A 19,083-nucleotide genomic window follows, 5' to 3' on the forward strand; every position below is an offset into this window, starting at 1 on the left:
CCACAGGCTCCGATCATCGCGACGCTCTCACGCGATTGGGGCGGCCATTGGGCAGCGCACTGATCACGGCTTTCTCACACAGTCTTGTTTTTTGTGCGAAACCAGCCTATATGCCTTCCATTGATATTTCGGCCGATCGATCCGGGCCTCGCGATAATCGCGTTTGCTGACGTCTATCTCCAAAATCTCGATGCACACCGGCTGGACCTCGGTCCGGTCAATCTAAAGCAAATGTGAAGGACTATCTAAATGGCAACTGGAACGGTCAAGTGGTTCAACGCCACCAAGGGCTTCGGCTTCATTCAGCCTGACGCGGGCGGCGCGGACGTTTTCGTCCACATCTCCGCTGTCGAGCGTGCTGGACTGTCGACCCTGGTCGAAGGCCAGAAGATCAACTTCGAGATCGAGCAGGACCGTCGCACTGGCAAGTCGTCCGCTGGATCTCTGAGCAAGGCAGCCTGATTTTGCGATAGCGCGCGCCGGGCGAGAGTTCGGGGCGCGCGGCAAGTCACGGATGTACTGACAGTCGCGCGAGAAGCGCGCTGGAGCGGAAAGACCCGACAAGCTGGATCAGCAGATAGCTGCCAGCCCGGACCGGACGCTCCCGATCAGGCTACCAAGCATGGAAGGCGGGATTTATCCCGCCTTTTTGCTGTCCGGGGTTAGGTGCTGCAACCGGCGCTATAGTCCCACCGGTGGTACTTTTAGCCTAGTAGTGGTATCATTCGGCCATGACCAAGCTTGAGCAAATTGAAAAATCCGTTGCGGAACTGAGCCCTGAAGAACTGAAGGCGTTTGCTGCCTGGTTCGAAGCGCTTCGGGAGGATATGTGGGATCGGCAGATCGAGGCCGATGCGAAGGCCGGCCGATTGGATAAGCTTGCCGAACAGGCGCTGACGGACCATCGCGCTGGTCGGACGCGGCCTCTGTGAATCACGTCGCCTCCCCATCGTTCTGGGAGGCTTACGAAAAACTGCCATCGGCGATCAGAGGAAAAGCGGACAGGCGTTTTGAAAGACTCCGCTCCCACCTTTTGATCCCTCGCTGCATTTCAAACAGGTCGGACGCTATTGGTCTGCGCGAGTTGACGACAATTACCGGGCTGTTGCCACCCGCACCAACGATGATGTGATCTGGTTCTGGATCGGCACCCATGCGGACTATGATCATCTCTTGAAGTAGCCACCCATCCGCCCACCTGGCACGGGGACAAACTACCCCATCCACCCGATCGGCACATGCCCCGGATCCGCTTCCACTCGGCCAAGCCAGGCCGCCACCGCCGGATAGGCGTCGAGCTGGAAGCCGCCCTGCTCTGCCGTATGCGTATAGGCATAGAGCGCGATGTCGGCGACGCTGAGCGTGCTGCCGGAAAAGAAAGCATTGTTTTCCAGATGCCTGTTCATCACGCCGAGCGCCTTGTTGCCGCGCTCCAGCGTCACCGCCAGCCGCTCCGGGGTCGCATCCCCAGCACGTTCGGGGAAGGTCAGCAGCGCCTTGCGCACGGCGATGTAGGGCTCGTGGCTGTATTGCTCGAAGAACAGCCATTGATAGACGAGCCCGCGCTCATATCTGTCGACCGGCAGGAAGCGGGTGCCTTCGGCGAGATAGAGCAGGATGGCGTTGGATTCGGCCAGCCGCCGGCCGTCCTCGAGCTCGAGCAGCGGCACCATGGCGTTCGGGTTCTTGGCGACAAAATCGGCTTTGCGCGTATCGCCGGTGTGCGAACTCACTTCGACATTGGTAAAGCCAAGGCCAAGCTTGGCCATCAGCAGGCGCGGCTTGTAACAATTGCCGCTGTCGATCATGCCGTAAAGTATCATGGCTGTTCCCCGGAGCACTGTCTCCGCGCGATTATCGCAGCGGCGGCGGTCTCAACCAATGATTTGTTTTGGTACGACGATCAGCGCCGCTGATGTTTGAATCGCCGAAAGTCTGAGGCCGTTGAAGGGCATGTTGAGATTCAGGTCAGGCCGAGCCGAAAACGGTGGGTTCCGAGAACCGGAGCGGAGCGTACTTAAGTACGTGAGCACAGTTCTACTGCGTGGCAGTAGAACTAGGGAAACGCAGGAGGCCGCCGTTTGCAGGCCGGCATCACCTGAATATCGACATGCCCTAGCCAAAGAGGGGAACGACCTTGCTGTCCCGGCCCAGCAGCGCATCGATGACCAGCGGCTTTTCCTCGAATACCGTGCCTGCAAGCGCGGGACGGGCGAGGAGAAAACCCTGCAGCAGGTCGACGCCACCTTCGAGCGCGACGCGCAGATGGGTGGGCTGCTCGATGCCTTCGACCAGCACCTTGGCGCCGCGGTCATGCAGGCTGGAAACCAGCGGGCGGAAGAACCGTTCGGCGGCAGCGTGGCGGCAGAACTCCGCGAACCAGGTGCCGTCGATCTTGACGATGTCGGGCTTGAGCAGGCTCACCCGCTCCTCGGTCGAGTGCCCGGTGCCGAAATCGTCGATGGCGATGCGGATGCCGTCGCGCCGCATTTCGCGCACCAGCCGCGCGAGAAGCGCGTCGTCCGCCGCCTGTTCGGTGATTTCGCAGACCAGCATGGCCGGCGCCAGGCCGAACTCGCCGAGATGCCTGGTCATCAGGCGAATTTCGGCCAGTGCCCGCCCGGCATGGTCGTTGATCAACGGGTTGTAGTTGAAGAACAGGTCGAGCCCATCGACGCCGATGTTGCGGAAATTCCTGAGATGCAGCGCCCGGCACATGGTTTCCACAAACAGCCGGTCCGAGACGGCAACGCTTTCGAAGAACATCTTTGGCGCGCCGGGGCGGCCGGCACGGTGCGGCTCGATCAGGGCTTCGGCCGCGACCGCGTGAAGGAAACGGCCGCGCGGCGCGAAAATCGGCTGATAGGCGCTGCGCAGCCGGAACTCGCCATAGATGCCGTATTCGATGCCGACTTCGTCGACCCGGATCGCATCGCCGACATTGCGCCGCCGATCGTCTCTCATGTCGCCACGCGGCGCCCGAAGGCCTTGACCGGCCGCGCCGAAGGCGTTGCCACGGCAGGAGCCGACGTGTCGACGGCAGCAGCGACAGGCGCCTGCCTGGCCTTGTCGAAGACGCCAAAGCTGGTCGGCGCCAATTCGGGCCGCGCCAGCACGAAACCCTGCACCATCGACGCACCCGATTTCTCGGCGAGCTCCAGTTGCCAGCCCTCCTCGATGCCTTCGAAAACCGTATGGATGCCTTGCTCCTCGAAGTTCTTCACCATGGTGGTCAGCAACGCGAAGCCGGCGCCGGACTCCATCAGCTGCGTGATCCAGTAGGCATCGAACTTGACGATATCCGGCTTCAGCTCCTTGACCCGATTGATGTCGGAATCGTCGGCGCCATAATCGTCGACGGCGATGCGAAAACCGTTGGCCCTCAGTGCCGCGACGAAACCGTGCAAGGCTTCCTGCGACGCCGACCGCTGCTCGGTCACCTCGCAGACGACGCGGCGCGGGTCGATGCCGGCCTCGTGCAGCACGAGCCGCATTTCGCGCAAGGCAGCGTCGGCAACGGCGCGTTCGGTGAACACCGACGGGTCGAAATTGACAAAGATCGACGCTTCCCGCGGCAGGCAGGCACCGGCGTTGAGAAGATGCAGCGTCCTGGTCAGCGCCTCGATATGCAGCCGGTCGGCAGCCGGGCAGGTCGAGAAGAAATTCATCGGCGATTGCGGCTCGCCGTCGCGGAACGGTCGGATCAGCCCCTCGAACGCGGCCACTGACAGCTTGCCTTCGTTGAAGGCGAAGATCGGCTGGAAGGCGCTTTGCAGCGTGTAGATACCCCAGACACCGGTGGAGGTGCCGTCGTCCTGACGGATGATGTGGGCAAGCCCGACGCTGCGCGACACGGTTCCTCGCTCCGCAATTGGTCTGCGATCCTGCCACTCAAGCCTCTACCGCTCGTTAATGAATTTATTGTTGCCGACCCCGGGTCCGATCACAGCTCCTTGAGACCTGGATCAGCCGACAATGCTTGCGTTGCGCGAAATCATGCGACATGAGAAGCGCCGCGGTCGCTCCTGGCCGCGCTGATCTTCCATGGAGACGTCAAGCTCATGGCCTTTCTTGCCGACACACTTTCCCGCGTGAAGCCTTCCGCCACCATCGCGGTCACGCAGAAAGCGCGCGAGCTGAAAAATGCCGGCCGTGACATTATCGGCCTGGGCGCCGGCGAACCGGATTTCGACACGCCAGACAACATCAAGAATGCGGCGATCGAGGCAATCCGCCGTGGCGAAACCAAGTATCCGCCGGTTTCGGGCATCGTGCCGCTGCGCGAGGCGATCGCGAAAAAATTCAAGCGCGAGAACAATCTCGACTACAAGCCCGAGCAGACCATCGTCGGCACCGGCGGCAAGCAGATCCTGTTCAACGCCTTCATGGCGACGCTGAACCCCGGCGACGAGGTCATCATTCCTCGCCCATACTGGGTCAGCTACCCCGAGATGGTGGCGATCTGCGGCGGCACCTCCGTGTTTGCCGACACCTCGATCGACAATGGCTTCAAGCTGACCGCTTCCGTGCTGGAAAAGGCGATCACGCCGAAGACCAAATGGCTGCTGATGAACTCGCCATCGAACCCGTCGGGTGCCGCCTATACCGAGGCCGAACTGCGCGAGCTGGCCGACGTGCTGTTGAAGCATCCACATGTCTGGACGCTGACCGACGACATGTACGAGCACCTGACCTATGGCGATTTCGTCTTCAAGACCATCGCCGAGGTCGAGCCCAAGCTCTACGAGCGCACGCTGACCATGAACGGCGTGTCGAAAGCCTATGCAATGACCGGCTGGCGCATCGGTTATGCGGCGGGTCCGGTTCAACTGATCAAGGCGATGGACATGATCCAGGGTCAGCAGACATCGGGCGCCTGCACCATCGCGCAATGGGCATCCGTCGAGGCGCTGAATGGCCCGCAGGATTTCATCGCCAAAAACAAGGCGATCTTTCAAGGCAGGCGCGACCTTGTCGTGTCGATGCTCAACCAGGCGCGCGGCATCACCTGTCCGTCGCCGGAAGGCGCCTTCTATGTCTATCCTTCCTGCGCCCAGCTGATCGGCAAGAAGACCAAGGCTGGCAGGCTGATCGACACCGACGAGACCTTCTGCTCGGAACTGCTCGAAGCCGAGGGCGTCGCGGTGGTGTTCGGCTCGGCCTTCGGCCTCGGGCCCAACTTCCGCATCTCCTACGCCACCTCGGAGACGCTTCTGGAAGAAGCCTGCACGCGCATCCAGCGCTTTACGGCTTCGCTGACCTGACTGGCGCGCTATGAACGCAAAGACCCGGCTTCACGGCCGGGTTTTTAATGGGCCGTCATCCTCACGCCTCGTGCTTCGTCTCTTTGGCCGAGCGCGCCTCGGCCGGCGCCAGCACGGCAACCAGCAGTGCGGCGGTGAGGAACGCGCCTATCGCCGCCGTCAGCATCGCGGCGTGGAAGCCGCCGGCATAGGCGGCAGCATAGAGTTCATGCACGCCGCTTTCGCCCATCGCCGCATCGGTTGCGAAATCATGCCTTGAAATTGCAGCACGAGCCACCGCTTCCGCGTTGGCGACACCGGCATCGCCGAGATACCCGGTCAGGAGGTCGGTTGCCCGCATGCTCATCAAGGCGCCGAGCAAGGCGATGCCGATGGCGAGACCGCTCTGGCGGGTGGCATTGATGACCGCCGACACCATGCCCGAGCGTTCGCGCGGCGCATAGGACATGGCCGCGGCGCTGCCGGTCGGAATCGCCAGCGCATTGCCGAGGCCGCCAATGGCGAACAGAAGGCAGAGCACCGCGTAGGTCGTCGAAGGGCCGGCCCAGCACATGCCGAGCATGGACAGGCCGATAGCAACATAGCCGATGGTCATCAGCGCGGAGTGGCCATAGCGGGCGCTCAGCCTGCCGATCCACGGCGACACCACGATCTGGACGATGAAGGCCGGCGCCATGCGCAGGCCGGTCTGCGTCGGCGACCAGCCCTGCACCTGCTGCAGGAACATCGAGAAGAAGAAGACGCTGGAATAGGAGGTGAAGCCGAGCGCGAACGAAGCGACATTGGCGACGGCAAAGCGGACGTCACGGAACAGGCCAAGCGGCAGCATCGGCCGTGCCGTGCGCGCCTCGAAGCCGAGGAAAGCAGCCAGGCCGACGACACCTGCGATGAGCGCCGTGACCGTCCTTGGCTCGCCCCAACCATTCTCGCCGGCCGAGATCAGGCCAAAGGTCAGCGCCCCCAGCCACAGGATGCTGAGAGCCAGGCCGACGAGATCGAGATGGGCATGTTCGGGATGCGCCGTCTCGTTGATCGAAGCAGCACCGAGCGCGATCGTGATCAGACCAAGCGGCAGATTGATAAGGAAGATGCTTTGCCAGCCGACGGTCTCGACCAGGATGCCACCGAGGACGGGACCAACGAGCAGAGAGATGGCGGCGAACGACGCCCAGCCGCCAATAACGCCGGCGCGCTGTCGCGCATCGGGAAAGGCTTGCGTCAGGATCGACAGCGCGCCTGGAATGAGCAGCGAGCCGGCGATGCCCTGTACGACCCGGCCAGCCAACAGCACCGGCAGATTGGGCGCGACGGCGCAGATCAGCGAGCCGGCCACGAAGATGCCGACGCCGGCCAGCCATGAGCGCTTGCGGCCATAGCGGTCGCCGATCAGGCCGGACGACAGCATGAAGGCCGACAGGCACAGGGTGTAGGCGTCGACCACCCATTGCAGGCCGCCGAAATCGGTTTGCAACGCCTGCTGGATGGTCGGCAGCGCGACATTGACGATGCTGACGTCGAGCAGAGCCACGAACGAACCAAGATAGACAGCGGCGACCAGGGGCAGACGGTGCTTTGACATGATATATTCAGACCCGAGGTTTGCCGTTACCTACACCACTGACCGACGGTCAGCTCACGAGTTGCATGGCGCCGTCGATCACGCGATTGAGCGCAGCCTGCGCGATGGTACGGAACTCGCCGCGAGCCACCCTCTTCTGAAGATGTCGCGGCTGGAATAGAAGCCCGGCTTCCTACGGACTGAGCACTCAGCCGCCATATTGCTCCGCGGTCACCGCTTCCAGCCAATCGGCATGGACATCGTCAAGCGCCTCCTGCATGGCGATATGCGTCATCGCCGATTTCGGCGCCGCGCCATGCCAGTGTTTTTCGCCAGGCGCAAACGAGATGACGTCGCCGGCCCTGATCTCCTGGACTGGGCCGCCCCACGTCTGGGCAAGCCCGGCGCCCACCGTCACGTAAAGCGTCTGGCCAAGCGGATGCGTATGCCAGTGGGTGCGCGCGCCCGGCTCGAAGCTGACCAGCGTGGCCCGCAGCCGCGCCGGCGCCTCTTTCTCGATGATCGGCGTCTGCAGCACCCGGCCGGTGAAGTACTTGTCTGGCGCGATGACGGTCGGCACGCTGCCGCAGGCAATGATCTTCATGGGTCGATGGTCCTTCAAAACAGCGGGCGACGGGCCGCCTGTTTTCAGTTTCCGCCGATATCGGCCGATGTGCAACAGCTTCCGGCTGTCAGCCAGCATATGACCGGCGGGTCCGCGGCCGAGCAAAGGATTTCTATTTTTCTTGCCCTGCCGGCAAACAAGTGGGACGATGGCTTTGGGCAGGTGGCACTTGAAAAGAACCCCGCCCGCGACGGTCGAACAGGCCGGCCGCCGCTCAGGACCGATTGACCACGCCTGAACCATGCATGCCAGTCGGTCCTATGGGAAACGCCTGAGTGGAGGTCAGTCATGGGTACTCGCGCCGGAGGACGACGCACGGGACCGAAATGCATTGCCATAGTCGGTCCCTTCGCAAGCGGTAAGACGACACTTCTCGAAGCCATATTGGCCCGTACGGGCTCAATTCCCCGACAAAATTCCGTTTCATCAGGTAACACCGTTTCGGATCATTCGCCCGAGGCGCGCGCCCACGCCATGAGCGTCGAGGCGACGATCGCCACCACCGAATTCATGGGCGAGCAGATCACCTTCGTCGACTGTCCCGGTTCCATCGAATTCTCTTTCGAGGCCGAACCGGTGCTGGCCGCCTGCGACCTCGCGGTGGTCGTAGCCGAGGCCGACGAAAAGAAGATCCCTGCCCTGCAGCTGATCATGCGCAAGCTCGACGATCTCGGCGTGCCGCGCATCCTGTTCCTCAACAAGGTCGACAAGGCAATCACCGGCGTGCGCGACACGCTGAAGATGCTGCAGCCGGCCAGTGCCGTGCCGTTGCTGCTGCGCCAGATTCCGCTGCGCAAGGACGGCGTCGTCATTGGTTCGATCGACCTGGCACTGGAGCGCGCCTACATCTATCGCGAATATGCCGAAAGCGAGGTGGCGCAGATTCCCGGCGACGACAAGGCGCGCGAGCTCGAAGCGCGTTTCTCGATGCTGGAGACGCTGGCCGACCATGACGACCAGTTGATGGAACAACTGCTCGAGGAGATCGAGCCGCCCAAGGACGCGATCTTCGACGACCTCGCCGCCGACCTGCGTGACGGCGCGGTGATCCCGGTGCTGATCGGCACCGCCGAGAAAGGCAATGGCGTGCTGCGCCTCCTGAAGGCGATTCGCCACGACGCGCCCGACATCGAGGCGACCCGCAAACGGCTCGGTGCACCCGACGGCGCGGCTACCCTGGTCCAGGTGATGAAGACCATTCACACCTCGCATGGCGGCAAGCTGTCGGTGTCGCGCATCCTCTCCGGTCAGGTCGTCGACGGTTCCGAACTCTGGCTGCCCGGCGGCGACACGGCCAAGGTTTCCGGCATCTACCGGATGCTCGGCAAGGACCAGTCCAAGCTCTCCATCGCCAAGGCCGGCGACACGGTGGCGCTGGGCAAGCTGGACGAGGTCAAGACCGGCCAGACGCTGAGTTCGGCCAAGGGCGGCATCAAGCCGCTCGTCCAGTTCGAGCCGCCGCAGCCGGTCTTCGCCTTCGCCCTCCGCCCCAAGGAGCGCAAGGACGAAGTGAAGATGTCGGCTGCCATCCAGCGGCTGGCCGAGGAGGACCCCTCGCTCAGCCTGCGCCACAACCAGGACTCGGCCGAGACCGTGCTGTCGGGCCATGGCGAGATGCATCTGCGCGTGGTGCGCGAGCGGCTGGAAGGCAAGAACCAGATACCGGTCGAAGGCCATCCGCCGGCGGTGCCCTATCGCGAGACGATCCGCAAACCGGCGCAGCAGCGCGGCCGTCACAAGAAACAGTCTGGCGGACATGGCCAGTTCGGTGACGTGGTGATCGAAATCAAGCCGCTGCCGCGTGGTTCCGGCTTCCAGTTCACCGACACCATCACCGGCGGCGTCGTGCCCAAGACCTACATCCAGTCGGTCGAGACCGGGGTCCGCGACTATCTGAAATCCGGGCCGTTGGGCTTTCCGGTCGTGGACGTTGCAGTCAACCTGTCGGACGGCTCCTACCATGCGGTCGATTCCTCCGACATGGCCTTCCAGATGGCGGCCAGGCTGGCGATGAAGGAAGGCATGGCCGCGTGCTTGCCGGTGCTCCTGGAGCCCGTGATGAAGGTCGAGATCGTCACCCCCTCCGACGCCACCTCGAAGATCATCGCTCTCATCCCGCAGCGGCGCGGCCAGATCCTCGGCTACGACGCGCGGCCTGACTGGCCGGGATGGGATGTCGTCGAGGCAACCATGCCGCAAGCCGAGATCGGCGACCTGATCATCGAGTTGCGCTCGGCGACCGCGGGCGTTGCCAGCTATCGTGCCGTCTTCGACCACATGGCCGAACTCACCGGCCGTCTGGCCGACGACGCCATGAACGCCAACGGCAAGGCTGCCTGATGGCGTGGCGTTCCTCTCGAACCTGATTCGAGGGGAGCAAAAGAAAACGACGTCCGGCGAGGACCGGACGTCGTTTTGTTCGCGGACCGTTTCCTTGGGAGGTAAAACGGCAGGTCCGCCGCATTTGATGCCGCCGAAATCAGGCGGAGAAACGGTTCGGACGCGGTAGCCGCCTGAGCCCGGGCCGTACGAGTGATGCCCCCATCTCCCGTTCGAACCACACCGCGTCCTATGATCTACATAGCAGGTCGCGGGCGTCCGGGATATGTTACCAGAGGTTACATGTCACCGTTACGTGGCAATTGTGATGGAATTTTTGGCCGGCCAAACAGGGCACAGGCAACAAAAAAGCCGGATCAATGAAGATCCGGCTGAGTTTGATTGGAGTGCCTGTTAAGGCTAACCTCCAGAGGGGAACACTCGAGGGCGCTAATGGGAGGAGAACGCGCCCAGGAGATAATCTATATATGTGCTCATCATGCCCAAGAAACAAGCATCTATTTTGCAACACACACATGCAAAAAGACGCAGGCTGTGGTCTAACCCATTCCAGAAGCCAATAGGACCAGCAGAATCGTCGAAATGGGGCGCTGAATCGGGCAAATGCAACTACAGAATCCCCAATCTCGGCTGGCCTTCGGCTCAAAATGCCAAAACTGGGCAATGATGTGGAAGCAGGCAGCAGGCGTGCATTTCTAAGGCAATCGTGGAGGGAGCAGCCAATGCGGAGGTTTTCGGCGATCGCCGGCAGTGCGGCCTTCTTCATCGCGGCGCCCTGCGTGGTTGCCGGGCTGGTGCCCTGGCTGTTGACCGATCGCTGGGGCTTGCCGTGGTCTGGTCTGCCGGGCTTTGTCCCTGTCGGCGGGCTTCTGATCGCCGCCGCGATCGCAGCACTGCTGCATGCCTTCGGTCGATTCGCGCTTGAGGGCGTCGGAACGCCCGCTCCGGTCGCGCCGACCGAGAGACTGGTGATCGGCGGCATCTACCGTCATGTCCGCAACCCGATGTATGTCGCCGTGCTGTCGATCATCCTCGGCCAGGCATTGCTGTTCTCGAGCTGGACGCTGGCCGCCTATGCAGTCATCGGCGCGATCGCCATGGGCTCCTTCGTGCGGTTCTACGAGGAGCCGACCTTGGCTCACCGCTACGGCGCCGAATACGACACCTACCGCCGCAACGTCCCGGGCTGGCTGCCTCGACTGTCGCCCTGGCGGGAATAACTTCAGAACAGCGCGAAATCAGAAGGACCAGCTTCTGGCCTTCGCGATAATGAAATCGCGGAACACGTGCAGCTTGGCCTGGTTCTTCATCGCGTCGGGATAGGCGAAATAGGTGTCGAAAGACGGCACCTCGGTCTCCGGCAGCAACTGCACCAGATCGGAGTCCTTGCTGATCACATAGTCGGGCAGCATGGCGATGCCGGCCCCGCCCTGCACCGCGCGCTTGATCGATAATATGTCGTTGATCTGCAGCGTCGGCACCCTTTGTCCGCCTTCGAAATCACCGACCGTTTCCAGCCAGTTCAGCTCCGACAGATGCGACGGCACCGGCACGCCGAAGGTGACGATGCGATGAGCCTTCAGCTCTGCGACGGAAGACGGCTTGCCGTGCTTGGCGACATAGGATGGCGCCGCGTAGAGATGAAAATGCACGGTGAACAGGCGGCGCTGGATCAGGTCCGGCTGCTGCGGCTGGCGCAGCCGGATGGCACAATCGGCCTGGCGCATGGTGAGGTCGAGTTCCTCATTGGCGAGGATCAACTGCAGGCTGATTTCGGGATAGAGCTCGATGAATTCCTGCACCCGCTCGGTCAGCCAGCCGGCGCCAAGCCCCACCGTCGTCGTCACCCGCAGCACGCCCGAGGGGCGATCCTTGGTCTCGGTCAGCCGGGACTTTATGGTCTCAAGCTTCATCAGCACGTCATGCGCCGTGCGAAACAGCATCTCACCCTGCTCGGTCAACACCAGCCCGCGGGCGTGGCGGTTGAACAGCGGCACGCCGACATCATGCTCGAGCGCGCTGACCTGCCGCGAGATCGCCGATTGCGACAGATGCAATGTCTCGGCCGCATGGGTAAACGACCCCGCCTCCGCCGCAGCGTGAAACACGCGTAGCTTGTCCCAGTCCAACGCCATGATTCCCCTCGTTCTGTTTTGGCGTCTGAATGAAAAATCAGGCTTTTACACGGCGTTTCTAAGCCGCTCTCTGAACTCTCTACTCGGCCGCTTCGCGATGCACTTCGATGCCGGCCAGATACTTCTCCGCCTCGAGTGCGGCCATGCAGCCAAGCCCCGCCGCCGTCACCGCCTGGCGGTAGATATCGTCGGTCACATCCCCGGCCGCGAACACGCCCGGCACATCGGTGCGGGTCGAATCCGGCGCCGTCCACAGATAGCCGTTCGGCTTCTGCTTGAGCTTGCCGGCGAACAGTTCAACCGCTGGCGCATGGCCGATAGCCACGAACACACCGTCGATCTTGAGGTGCGACACCTCGCCGGTCACCGCATGCTTGAGCTTCAGCCCCTCGACCGAGGGCGGCAGCGGCGTCTTGCCGGGCCGACCGGTGATCTCGTCGACGATCGTGTCCCAGATGACGCGGACATTGTCCTTCTTCAGAAGCCGCTCGCGCAGGATACGTTCGGCGCGAAAATCGCTGCGCCTGTGGATGACCGTCACGCTCTTGGCGAGATTGGACAGATAGAGCGCCTCTTCCACCGCTGAATTGCCGCCGCCGATCACCGCGACATCCTTGCCCCGATAGAAGAAGCCGTCGCAGGTGGCGCAGGCCGAGACTCCAAAACCCATGAAGTCCTGCTCGGTCGGGATGCCCAGCCATTTCGCTTGCGCACCGGTGGCGATGATCAGCGCGTCGGCGGTGTAGGTGGTGCCGGAATCGCCCTTGGCACGGAACGGTCGCACGTTGAGGTCGACCTCGGTGATGATGTCGTTGATGATGTCGGTGCCGACATGCTCGGCCTGTTTCAGCATCTGCTCCATCAGCCACGGACCCTGGATCGGGTCGGCGAAGCCGGGATAGTTCTCGACATCGGTGGTGATCATCAACTGCCCGCCCTGCTGCAGGCCAGCGACCAGCATCGGCTTCAGCATGGCGCGGGCGGCATAGACCGCCGCCGTATAGCCGGCCGGGCCGGAACCGATGATAAGAACGGGCGCGTGCTTGGTGGTCATCTAAAGCCTCTGCGGAGGGCTGCCGGCAATTGCGGCATGGAAAACTCGATCATTGTCGCGCGTAATGTAAGTGTTGCCCACGACGCCAGCAAGGCAAGTTGGTGTTCGTCCCCGGAAAGCTTTGTCGCACCTGTCGGCCGCTGATCCCGCGAAATATTCCGGGCGAAGGATGGAATGGACAGCGAAGTCGTTTAATTACAAAATCACGCAAGATTCTTGCGTATTACCCCTCATGATCGAGAGCCCACATGCCGCTCAAGGCCGACCTCGACGCCATCGACTGGAAGATCCTGCGCGAACTGCAGGGCGACGGCCGCATGACCAATGTCGAACTGTCGAACCGCGTCGGCATTTCGGCGCCGCCATGCCTGCGCCGCGTCAAGCGCCTGGAGGAAGCCGGCATCATCCGTGGCTACCGCGCCTTGCTCAATGCACCAGCGCTCGGCCTCGATGTCGTTGCCTTCTGCCTGGTCGGCCTGCATCATCAGGCCGATGCCGAGCTGCGCATCTTTGCCGAGCGCACCCGCGGCTGGCCTATCGTACGCGACGCCTGGATGGTGTCGGGCGAATCCGACTTCCTGCTGCATTGCGTGGCGAGCGACCTCGGCGCCTTCCAGAGCTTCGTCATCGAGGAACTGACCTCGACCCCGAATGTCGACACGGTGCGAACCGCGCTCACCATCCGCCGGGTCAAGGACGAAGGGCTGGTCTCGTTCGCACAGCCTTGAGCCGGTTGAAACGCAGCAGGCTTTCGCCGATGCGGCTTGAGCGCCCCGCCATATCAGCGCCGCTTTGGCATTCGATAGACTCTTCCGTGAAGCCGGATGTTCTGCCGTAGCCGCCTTGTTGGTTTCCTAGAGCAATTCCAGAAAAAGTGTGTAACGGTTTTCCCGGGGAAAGCGCATAGCGCTTTCGGGATTGCGTAAACAAGTGGCGCAGGGCAGCCCAATTCCGAGAATTGTGTGCCGTGGGGTGGGACGATGACTCGATTTTCTAGCCCGGTTTCGGCGCTGGTCATCTGTATGGACGAGGCCGACATGATCGGCCAGTGCCTGGAAAGCGTCGACTTCTGCGCCGAGATCATCGTCGTCGATTCGGGCTCGACGGACCGCACTCTGGACGTCGTTCAGGAGTTCATCGCCAAGGGCTACCCGATAAGGCTGTTTCACAATGACTGGTCGGGTTTCCCGCGCCAGCGGCTGTTCGCGCTCGACCATGCCAGGCAACCATGGTGTCTTTCGATCGATCCAGACGAGCGCGTCGACGATTCACTGCGCCAGGCCATCGTGGCGGCCACGCGGACCGCCAACAACGGCATCGACGGCTGGTACATTCGCCGCCGCGACTGGCTGAAAGGCTATGGCTATGCGCATCGCTGGGTGCTGCACAACCGGCTTCTGCGCCTGTTTCGCCGGGAAGTCGCCACCATGGACCTCACCTCGCGGGTCCATGAATCCTTCGTTGTGCCGGGCGAGACCCGCACGATCGAAAGCGGCGTGTTGCTGCATCGCCGCGAAATATCCGTCAATGACGACCTTGCCAGGGCCAATACCTATTCCGGCCTCAAGGTCGCCACGCTGGTCGAGCGAGGCAAGAAGCCCGGCCTGATACGGCTGGTGCTGTCGCCGTTCGGCAACTTCTTGAAGTTCTACCTGGCCAAGCGCTACTTCCTATGCGGTCGGCACGGCTTCATCTACTCGATGTCGGTGATGATCTATTCCTATGCCACCGAGGCCAAACTGTACGAGGCTTCGCAAGACAAGGAGCGGGCCTAGAGCATTTCACCGTTTCACGGAAACGGCGAAATGCTCTAACTCTTTGTTTTGACGCAATTCTCGACGGAAAACCGCTTCACACTTTTCCTGGAATTGCTCTAGCCCATCACCGCTCGCCCGGCACGGCACCCAGTGCCGCTATTGCGGCGAGCAGGCCATCGAGATCGCCCCGGCCCCGTAGCGGCCAAGTCTCGAATCCTCCTTGACTGGACTGTTCGCCGTCCACCAGCCAGCCCTGCGACAGGCCGGCGCGTTGTCCCGCTTCCATGTCGGCCTTCTTGTCGCCGACAATCAGCGAACGCCGCAAATCGAGCCGGAGACGCCTGGCCGCCTCCAGCAGCATGCCCGGATTGGGCTTGCGCATCGGATGATCTGCGACCGCGAGCACACCGGAGCCAGCTTGGTGATAGGCGCAGGCGACGACCATATCGACAAACGCATTCTCGGCGCGCAGCAGCTCGAGCACGCGGCCGTTGACGGCGGCGAAATCGCTCCAGCCGAAATAGCCGCGCGCGATACCGGACTGGTTGGTGACGATGATGACGGGAATGCCGGCCCCATTGGCGGCGGCTATTACCGCGGCTATGTCCGCGCGCAGCACCATTTCGGCAGGATTATCCGGATAGCCCGTATCGACATTGATGGTGCCGTCGCGATCGAGGAACAGCGCCGGCGAGCCGGCGGCGAACACCCTTGAGCCGATCTGCTCGACCCATAGGCCCGGCTCCGCCAGCGGATAGCGGCCAGAGGTCGTGGGATCAGCCATTGCTGAGGCGCGCTTCGACCACCTCGCACAGATGATGATAAAGGCACAGATGCCCCTGCTGGATGATCGGCGTCGAAGTCGACGGCACGTTGAGCAGGATATCGGACAGAGGCTTCAGCTTGCCGCCGGTGTCGCCGGTCATGCCGATCACCGTCATGTCCATCCTCCGTGCCTGTTCGGCGGCGGCGAGGATGCTCGGCGAATTGCCGCTGGTAGAGATTGCCAGAAGCACGCCGCCGGCCGCGCCATGCGCCTCGACCTGGCGCGAAAACACCGTGTCGAAGCCATAGTCGTTGCCCCAGGCGGTCAGCACCGCTGCATTGGCCGGCAGCGCGATGACATTGTAGGCCTTGCGCTCCTTGAGAAAGCGGCCGACCAGTTCGCCGGCAATGTGGATGGCGTCGCTGGCCGAGCCGCCATTGCCGGCGATGAGCAAGGCCTTCCCCGACGAAAGCGCCGTCACCACCGCGCTCGCTGCCTGCTCCATCTCACCGGTCAGGTCCCGTTCGACCATGGCTGATATGGCAGCCGCCGAGCGGACAAGGTAATCGTTCAAGTCGGACATGAAACCCTCAGTTTGTGGTGCCGCCGGCGCGCAATTTGCCAATGGTGTTGGTGGTGCTTTTGCCGGCGACGAGATCGACCAGCACGACGCGGCCGCCGGCTTTCTGCACGGCATCGGCGCCGACCACGGTGTCGACGGTGTAATCGGCGCCCTTGACCAGTATGTCGGGCAGCAGCGCTTCGATCAGCGCCAGCGGCGTATCTTCCTCGAACACCACGACCGCGTCGACCGAGGCGAGCGCAGCGAGCACACAGGCGCGGTCGTGCTGGTCGTTGACCGGCCGGCCGGCGCCCTTCAGTCGCCGCACCGAGGCATCGCTGTTGAGGCCGAGCACCAGCCGGTCGCACTGGCTGCGCGCCGCGTGCAAGAGGCTGACATGGCCAGCATGCAGGATGTCGAAGCAGCCATTGGTGAAGCCGACGCTCAGGCCCTCTTCCTTCCACGCCGCCACCATGCGGGCGGCGGATGTGGCGTCGAGGATGGCGTCCTTGTGGGCCGTCGGCCCATGCGAACGGAACAGCGCCCCGGTGAGTTCCTCGACCGTCAGCCGCGCGGTGCCGCGTTTTCCCACCACGACGCCACCAGCGGCATTGGCGATCGAAGCGGCCATGACCGTATCGGCGCCTACGGCCAGCGCCAGCGCGAAGCTCGCGATCACCGTGTCGCCGGCGCCCGAAACATCGAACACTTCGCGCGCCTGGGTGGCGATGTGGCGCGCCTCGTCTGGGCCGACCACGCTCATGCCCTTTTCGCTGCGCGTCGCAACGACGAAATCGAAACCATGTGCCGAAATCAGCTCGCGTGCGGCAGCCACGATCTCGTCATCGGCGAACACCGCATGGCCGACGGCCTCGCCGAGTTCCTTGCGGTTGGGGGTGATGGCAGTCGCCCCGGCATAGCGCGCGTAATCGCGGCCCTTCGGGTCGACCAGCACCGGCTTTCCAGCCTCGCGGCAGATGGCGATCAAGTCGCCGGCGACGCCGTCGAGCAGGATGCCCTTGCCGTAATCGGACAGGATGACGATGTCGGCGCGCGCCAGCGCGGCGCGGAAATGCCGGATCAGGCCGGCTCGCTCCGCGGCGCCGAGCGGCTTGATCTCCTCTTCGTCGAAACGCAGCACCTGCTGGTTGAGCGCGCTGAAGCGGCTTTTGGACGAGGTCATGCGACCACGCTCCTGCGCAAGGCCCGCCGTATCGGCGCCAAGCTCCCGCAGCATCCGCACCAGACTGTCGCCCGCCAGATCGGCGCCGATTACGGAAACGGGAACAGCGGCAGCGCCGAGCGAAACGATGTTGGCCACGACGTTGCCGGCGCCGCCCATGGTCGAGGTCTCGCCGCGCCCGTGCAGCACCGGGATCGGCGCCTCCGGCGAGATCCGCTCGATGACGCCGTTGACGAAACGATCGAGGATGAAGTCGCCGACCACCAGCACGGTGGCCTGCCCGAACCGCGCAATGGCGCGGTGCAATGGTTCGGGAGAGGGCGGATTGTGCTTGATCATGTCACTGGCAACACAGGGAAAAGGCCGATTTCAATCTCATAAGTGCTCATCAATCGACTGGTCGGATCGTTCATGGCGAAAGCCGATATACCGCAAATTCACGCAGCGCAACGGCAGGGCATGATCCCGGCAGGCTCGGGCGGTCAGCTCTTCTGCAGGGCGACATGGACGCCCAGCCCGACCAGCACCGCGCCGCCGGCCCGCTGCATCAGCCGCTGTGCGCGGCTCGAACGCCGCAGACGGCCGATCACGGCGCCCGCCAGGAACACGCAGACGACATCGGCCGAGGAGAACATCAGATTGACAATCGTGCCGAGCACGACGAACTGCAGCCAGACCGGAAACGCCGCCGAGGCGTCGATGAATTGCGGCAGGAACGCCATGAAGAAGATCGCTGTCTTCGGATTGAGCACCTCGACGGTGATGCTCTCGAAAAAGGCGCGCCGCGCCGATTTGCGCTCGATCGCGGGCAGCGCCGCATCGCCGTCCGCACGCTTGCGAAACAGCGAGACGCCAAGCCAGATCAGATAGAGCGCGCCGACCAGCTTGACCGCCAGGTAGAGCGTCGGCACGGCATGAAACAGCACCGACAGCCCGGCAGCCGCTGCGAAAACATGCACGTAGCCGCCCAGATGAATGCCAAGTGCCGCCGTCAGGCCGGACCAGCGGCCGCGCGCCATCGTCTGCGCGGCGGCATAGAGCATGGCCGGGCCGGGAATGTAGGCGAAGATCGCCGTGGTGGCGAAAAACGCGATGAGCAGTTCGGTCGATGGCATTTTTGGTCCCTCATGATCGTGCTCTGTTCTGTCGATTCAGTCCGCGCGCGGGATGGCTTTGGACTTACCCGTGCGGACAACCGCAGTAAAAGCGAACATAATTTTCTTGTGAAATGACGGGCTGAACGCGCCGATTCGCGCACCCGGCTCGAAATAGGCTGACGTTTCCAGAATATCATGATTGTACTCGTCGACCATGACCCAAAGGGGCATAGGGTCGAGGCCCGCACGGTGGCGTTCAATTTCCGGGATGCTGACGGCAACGCGATCATGGCCCGGCTGCGTGGAAGTGATTGCAAGGACGAAGAGGTTCGTGCCGCCGGCTTTCCCAGGAAGGACAGCCACAAAGGCCACAGGCCGTGACTTCCGGCCTTCGGTCTCGCCGTCTCCGTGCTGGCGATGCCAAAGATACGGATATCGCCAGACGTCCGCAGCGGCGGGTTTAATCACGGTCCAATTCCGCGGCGTATTCCTCGAGCATCTCGACATGTTCGGACGGGGCGTCCTCCGCAGCGTAGACGCGGCGGCTATCGTTGCCGAAGCGCGCTTCGTAGGCCTCGATGCTCATCAGGACGTATCTCGGCTTGTTGTGGCGAGTGATGGAGACCGGCTGCTGGCTGGCAGCTGCAAGCACATCTCCAAGATTCTGTTTCAGATCGGTCGATGGATAGTTTTTCATGGGATGCCCCGTTTTGTCCATAATAGACAAAACAGACAAAACAGA

General features: G+C 62.8%; 21 protein-coding genes and 1 pseudogene. 9 read left to right on the plus strand and 13 right to left on the minus strand.

What is annotated here, in order from left to right; all coding sequences use genetic code 11:
• Positions 1-249 precede the first annotated feature (249 nt).
• The 3 genes and pseudogenes from MESCI2_RS0127700 (at position 250) to MESCI2_RS1000000139085 (ending at position 1,182) form a co-directional block, all read left to right on the plus strand.
• Positions 250-462, plus strand: coding sequence for a cold-shock protein (locus tag MESCI2_RS0127700; protein WP_010910991.1), 213 nt, complete (start codon positions 250-252; stop codon positions 460-462).
• A gap of 269 nt (positions 463-731) precedes the next feature.
• Entirely contained in the window at positions 732-932 is a 201-nt protein-coding gene (locus MESCI2_RS0127705; protein WP_027039317.1) for a hypothetical protein, read from the plus strand.
• Positions 929-1,182, plus strand: a pseudogene (locus MESCI2_RS1000000139085) (hypothetical protein). The gene MESCI2_RS0127705 and the pseudogene MESCI2_RS1000000139085 overlap by 4 nt, the downstream one beginning before the upstream one ends.
• Before the next feature lie 32 nt (positions 1,183-1,214).
• On the opposite strand, the gene MESCI2_RS0127710 reads toward MESCI2_RS1000000139085, so the two are convergent.
• The 3 genes from MESCI2_RS0127710 to MESCI2_RS0127720 all read right to left on the minus strand — a co-directional run bounded on the left by MESCI2_RS0127710 (position 1,215) and on the right by MESCI2_RS0127720 (position 3,854).
• Entirely contained in the window at positions 1,215-1,823 is a 609-nt protein-coding gene (locus MESCI2_RS0127710) for a glutathione S-transferase family protein (RefSeq protein WP_027039318.1), read from the minus strand.
• 292 nt (positions 1,824-2,115) lie between these two features.
• Positions 2,116-2,964, minus strand: a complete 849-nt coding sequence (locus MESCI2_RS0127715; RefSeq protein ID WP_027039319.1) for an EAL domain-containing protein — start codon at positions 2,962-2,964, stop codon at positions 2,116-2,118.
• Positions 2,961-3,854 (minus strand): EAL domain-containing protein, encoded by an 894-nt coding sequence (locus MESCI2_RS0127720; protein ID WP_027039320.1) that lies wholly within the window; start codon positions 3,852-3,854, stop codon positions 2,961-2,963. Before MESCI2_RS0127720 ends, MESCI2_RS0127715 begins: the two co-directional genes overlap by 4 nt.
• A 207-nt stretch (positions 3,855-4,061) precedes the next feature.
• On the opposite strand from MESCI2_RS0127720, the gene MESCI2_RS0127725 reads away from it, so the two are divergent.
• Positions 4,062-5,264, plus strand: a complete 1,203-nt coding sequence (locus MESCI2_RS0127725; protein ID WP_027039321.1) for a pyridoxal phosphate-dependent aminotransferase — start codon at positions 4,062-4,064, stop codon at positions 5,262-5,264.
• A gap of 61 nt (positions 5,265-5,325) precedes the next feature.
• Here MESCI2_RS0127725 and MESCI2_RS0127730 read toward each other — a convergent pair whose 3' ends face one another.
• Positions 5,326-6,843: an MFS transporter gene (locus MESCI2_RS0127730; protein WP_027039322.1), complete on the minus strand. Its 1,518-nt coding sequence runs from the start codon at positions 6,841-6,843 to the stop codon at positions 5,326-5,328.
• Between the two features lie 187 nt (positions 6,844-7,030).
• Positions 7,031-7,426: a (R)-mandelonitrile lyase gene (locus MESCI2_RS0127740; protein ID WP_027039323.1), complete on the minus strand. Its 396-nt coding sequence runs from the start codon at positions 7,424-7,426 to the stop codon at positions 7,031-7,033.
• A gap of 6 nt (positions 7,427-7,432) precedes the next feature.
• On the opposite strand from MESCI2_RS0127740, the gene MESCI2_RS1000000138265 reads away from it, so the two are divergent.
• From MESCI2_RS1000000138265 to MESCI2_RS0127755, 3 genes are all read left to right on the plus strand, one after another.
• A complete protein-coding gene (locus tag MESCI2_RS1000000138265) occupies positions 7,433-7,675 on the plus strand; it encodes a hypothetical protein (protein ID WP_155936702.1) in 243 nt (80 codons plus the stop codon).
• A 60-nt stretch (positions 7,676-7,735) separates the two neighbouring features.
• The gene (locus MESCI2_RS0127750) at positions 7,736-9,787 is read left to right on the plus strand and encodes an elongation factor G (protein ID WP_027039324.1); all 2,052 of its coding nucleotides are present in this window, start codon (positions 7,736-7,738) and stop codon (positions 9,785-9,787) included.
• A 722-nt stretch (positions 9,788-10,509) separates the two neighbouring features.
• The gene (locus MESCI2_RS0127755; RefSeq protein ID WP_027039325.1) at positions 10,510-11,007 is read left to right on the plus strand and encodes a methyltransferase family protein; all 498 of its coding nucleotides are present in this window, start codon (positions 10,510-10,512) and stop codon (positions 11,005-11,007) included.
• A gap of 18 nt (positions 11,008-11,025) precedes the next feature.
• Here MESCI2_RS0127755 and MESCI2_RS0127760 read toward each other — a convergent pair whose 3' ends face one another.
• Both MESCI2_RS0127760 and trxB read right to left on the minus strand, forming a co-directional pair.
• Complete coding sequence (locus tag MESCI2_RS0127760) at positions 11,026-11,922, minus strand: LysR family transcriptional regulator (RefSeq protein WP_023809733.1); 897 nt, start codon at positions 11,920-11,922, stop codon at positions 11,026-11,028.
• Positions 11,923-12,001: 79 nt separating this feature from the next.
• Positions 12,002-12,976 (minus strand): thioredoxin-disulfide reductase, encoded by a 975-nt coding sequence (trxB, locus tag MESCI2_RS0127765; RefSeq protein WP_013530078.1) that lies wholly within the window; start codon positions 12,974-12,976, stop codon positions 12,002-12,004.
• A gap of 248 nt (positions 12,977-13,224) precedes the next feature.
• On the opposite strand from trxB, the gene MESCI2_RS0127770 reads away from it, so the two are divergent.
• Together MESCI2_RS0127770 and MESCI2_RS0127775 are read left to right on the plus strand one after the other, a co-directional pair.
• Complete coding sequence (locus MESCI2_RS0127770) at positions 13,225-13,704, plus strand: Lrp/AsnC family transcriptional regulator (RefSeq protein WP_013530077.1); 480 nt, start codon at positions 13,225-13,227, stop codon at positions 13,702-13,704.
• Positions 13,705-13,956: 252 nt separating this feature from the next.
• Positions 13,957-14,751, plus strand: coding sequence for a glycosyltransferase family 2 protein (locus tag MESCI2_RS0127775; RefSeq protein ID WP_027039326.1), 795 nt, complete (start codon positions 13,957-13,959; stop codon positions 14,749-14,751).
• A 106-nt stretch (positions 14,752-14,857) separates the two neighbouring features.
• Here the strand turns inward: MESCI2_RS0127775 and MESCI2_RS0127780 are convergent, their stop codons facing one another.
• From MESCI2_RS0127780 to MESCI2_RS0127805, 6 genes are all read right to left on the minus strand, one after another.
• The gene (locus MESCI2_RS0127780; RefSeq protein WP_027039327.1) at positions 14,858-15,517 is read right to left on the minus strand and encodes an HAD-IIIA family hydrolase; all 660 of its coding nucleotides are present in this window, start codon (positions 15,515-15,517) and stop codon (positions 14,858-14,860) included.
• Positions 15,510-16,082: a D-sedoheptulose-7-phosphate isomerase gene (locus tag MESCI2_RS0127785; RefSeq protein ID WP_013530074.1), complete on the minus strand. Its 573-nt coding sequence runs from the start codon at positions 16,080-16,082 to the stop codon at positions 15,510-15,512. The genes MESCI2_RS0127780 and MESCI2_RS0127785 overlap by 8 nt, the downstream gene beginning before the upstream one ends.
• 7 nt (positions 16,083-16,089) lie before the next feature.
• Complete coding sequence (gene rfaE1, locus MESCI2_RS0127790; RefSeq protein ID WP_027039328.1) at positions 16,090-17,583, minus strand: D-glycero-beta-D-manno-heptose-7-phosphate kinase; 1,494 nt, start codon at positions 17,581-17,583, stop codon at positions 16,090-16,092.
• Positions 17,584-17,726: 143 nt separating this feature from the next.
• On the minus strand, positions 17,727-18,359 hold the full coding sequence (locus MESCI2_RS0127795; RefSeq protein WP_027039329.1) for a LysE family translocator: 633 nt from the start codon (positions 18,357-18,359) through the stop codon (positions 17,727-17,729).
• Between the two features lie 36 nt (positions 18,360-18,395).
• On the minus strand, positions 18,396-18,809 hold the full coding sequence (locus MESCI2_RS0127800; protein WP_027039330.1) for a hypothetical protein: 414 nt from the start codon (positions 18,807-18,809) through the stop codon (positions 18,396-18,398).
• Positions 18,802-19,038 carry a type II toxin-antitoxin system Phd/YefM family antitoxin gene (locus MESCI2_RS0127805; RefSeq protein WP_013530070.1) on the minus strand — a complete coding sequence of 79 codons (237 nt, stop codon included), beginning with the start codon at positions 19,036-19,038 and terminating at the stop codon, positions 18,802-18,804. Before MESCI2_RS0127805 ends, MESCI2_RS0127800 begins: the two co-directional genes overlap by 8 nt.
• Positions 19,039-19,083 lie beyond the last annotated feature (45 nt).

Origin of the sequence: Mesorhizobium ciceri WSM4083 (genome assembly GCF_000519305.1) — a bacterium.
GTDB classification, from domain to species: domain Bacteria; phylum Pseudomonadota; class Alphaproteobacteria; order Rhizobiales; family Rhizobiaceae; genus Mesorhizobium; species Mesorhizobium ciceri_B.

Coding starts and splice junctions, on each gene's coding strand:
- MESCI2_RS0127700 (WP_010910991.1), top strand. CDS start 250: ATGGCAACTGGAACGGTCAAGTGGTTCAACGCCACCAAGGGCTTCGGC.
- MESCI2_RS0127705 (WP_027039317.1), top strand. CDS start 732: ATGACCAAGCTTGAGCAAATTGAAAAATCCGTTGCGGAACTGAGCCCT.
- MESCI2_RS0127710 (WP_027039318.1), bottom strand. CDS start 1,823: ATGATACTTTACGGCATGATCGACAGCGGCAATTGTTACAAGCCGCGC.
- MESCI2_RS0127715 (WP_027039319.1), bottom strand. CDS start 2,964: ATGAGAGACGATCGGCGGCGCAATGTCGGCGATGCGATCCGGGTCGAC.
- MESCI2_RS0127725 (WP_027039321.1), top strand. CDS start 4,062: ATGGCCTTTCTTGCCGACACACTTTCCCGCGTGAAGCCTTCCGCCACC.
- MESCI2_RS0127730 (WP_027039322.1), bottom strand. CDS start 6,843: ATGTCAAAGCACCGTCTGCCCCTGGTCGCCGCTGTCTATCTTGGTTCG.
- MESCI2_RS0127740 (WP_027039323.1), bottom strand. CDS start 7,426: ATGAAGATCATTGCCTGCGGCAGCGTGCCGACCGTCATCGCGCCAGAC.
- MESCI2_RS1000000138265 (WP_155936702.1), top strand. CDS start 7,433: ATGGTCCTTCAAAACAGCGGGCGACGGGCCGCCTGTTTTCAGTTTCCG.
- MESCI2_RS0127750 (WP_027039324.1), top strand. CDS start 7,736: ATGGGTACTCGCGCCGGAGGACGACGCACGGGACCGAAATGCATTGCC.
- MESCI2_RS0127755 (WP_027039325.1), top strand. CDS start 10,510: ATGCGGAGGTTTTCGGCGATCGCCGGCAGTGCGGCCTTCTTCATCGCG.
- MESCI2_RS0127760 (WP_023809733.1), bottom strand. CDS start 11,922: ATGGCGTTGGACTGGGACAAGCTACGCGTGTTTCACGCTGCGGCGGAG.
- trxB (WP_013530078.1), bottom strand. CDS start 12,976: ATGACCACCAAGCACGCGCCCGTTCTTATCATCGGTTCCGGCCCGGCC.
- MESCI2_RS0127770 (WP_013530077.1), top strand. CDS start 13,225: ATGCCGCTCAAGGCCGACCTCGACGCCATCGACTGGAAGATCCTGCGC.
- MESCI2_RS0127775 (WP_027039326.1), top strand. CDS start 13,957: ATGACTCGATTTTCTAGCCCGGTTTCGGCGCTGGTCATCTGTATGGAC.
- MESCI2_RS0127780 (WP_027039327.1), bottom strand. CDS start 15,517: ATGGCTGATCCCACGACCTCTGGCCGCTATCCGCTGGCGGAGCCGGGC.
- MESCI2_RS0127785 (WP_013530074.1), bottom strand. CDS start 16,082: ATGTCCGACTTGAACGATTACCTTGTCCGCTCGGCGGCTGCCATATCA.
- rfaE1 (WP_027039328.1), bottom strand. CDS start 17,583: ATGATCAAGCACAATCCGCCCTCTCCCGAACCATTGCACCGCGCCATT.
- MESCI2_RS0127795 (WP_027039329.1), bottom strand. CDS start 18,359: ATGCCATCGACCGAACTGCTCATCGCGTTTTTCGCCACCACGGCGATC.
- MESCI2_RS0127805 (WP_013530070.1), bottom strand. CDS start 19,038: ATGAAAAACTATCCATCGACCGATCTGAAACAGAATCTTGGAGATGTG.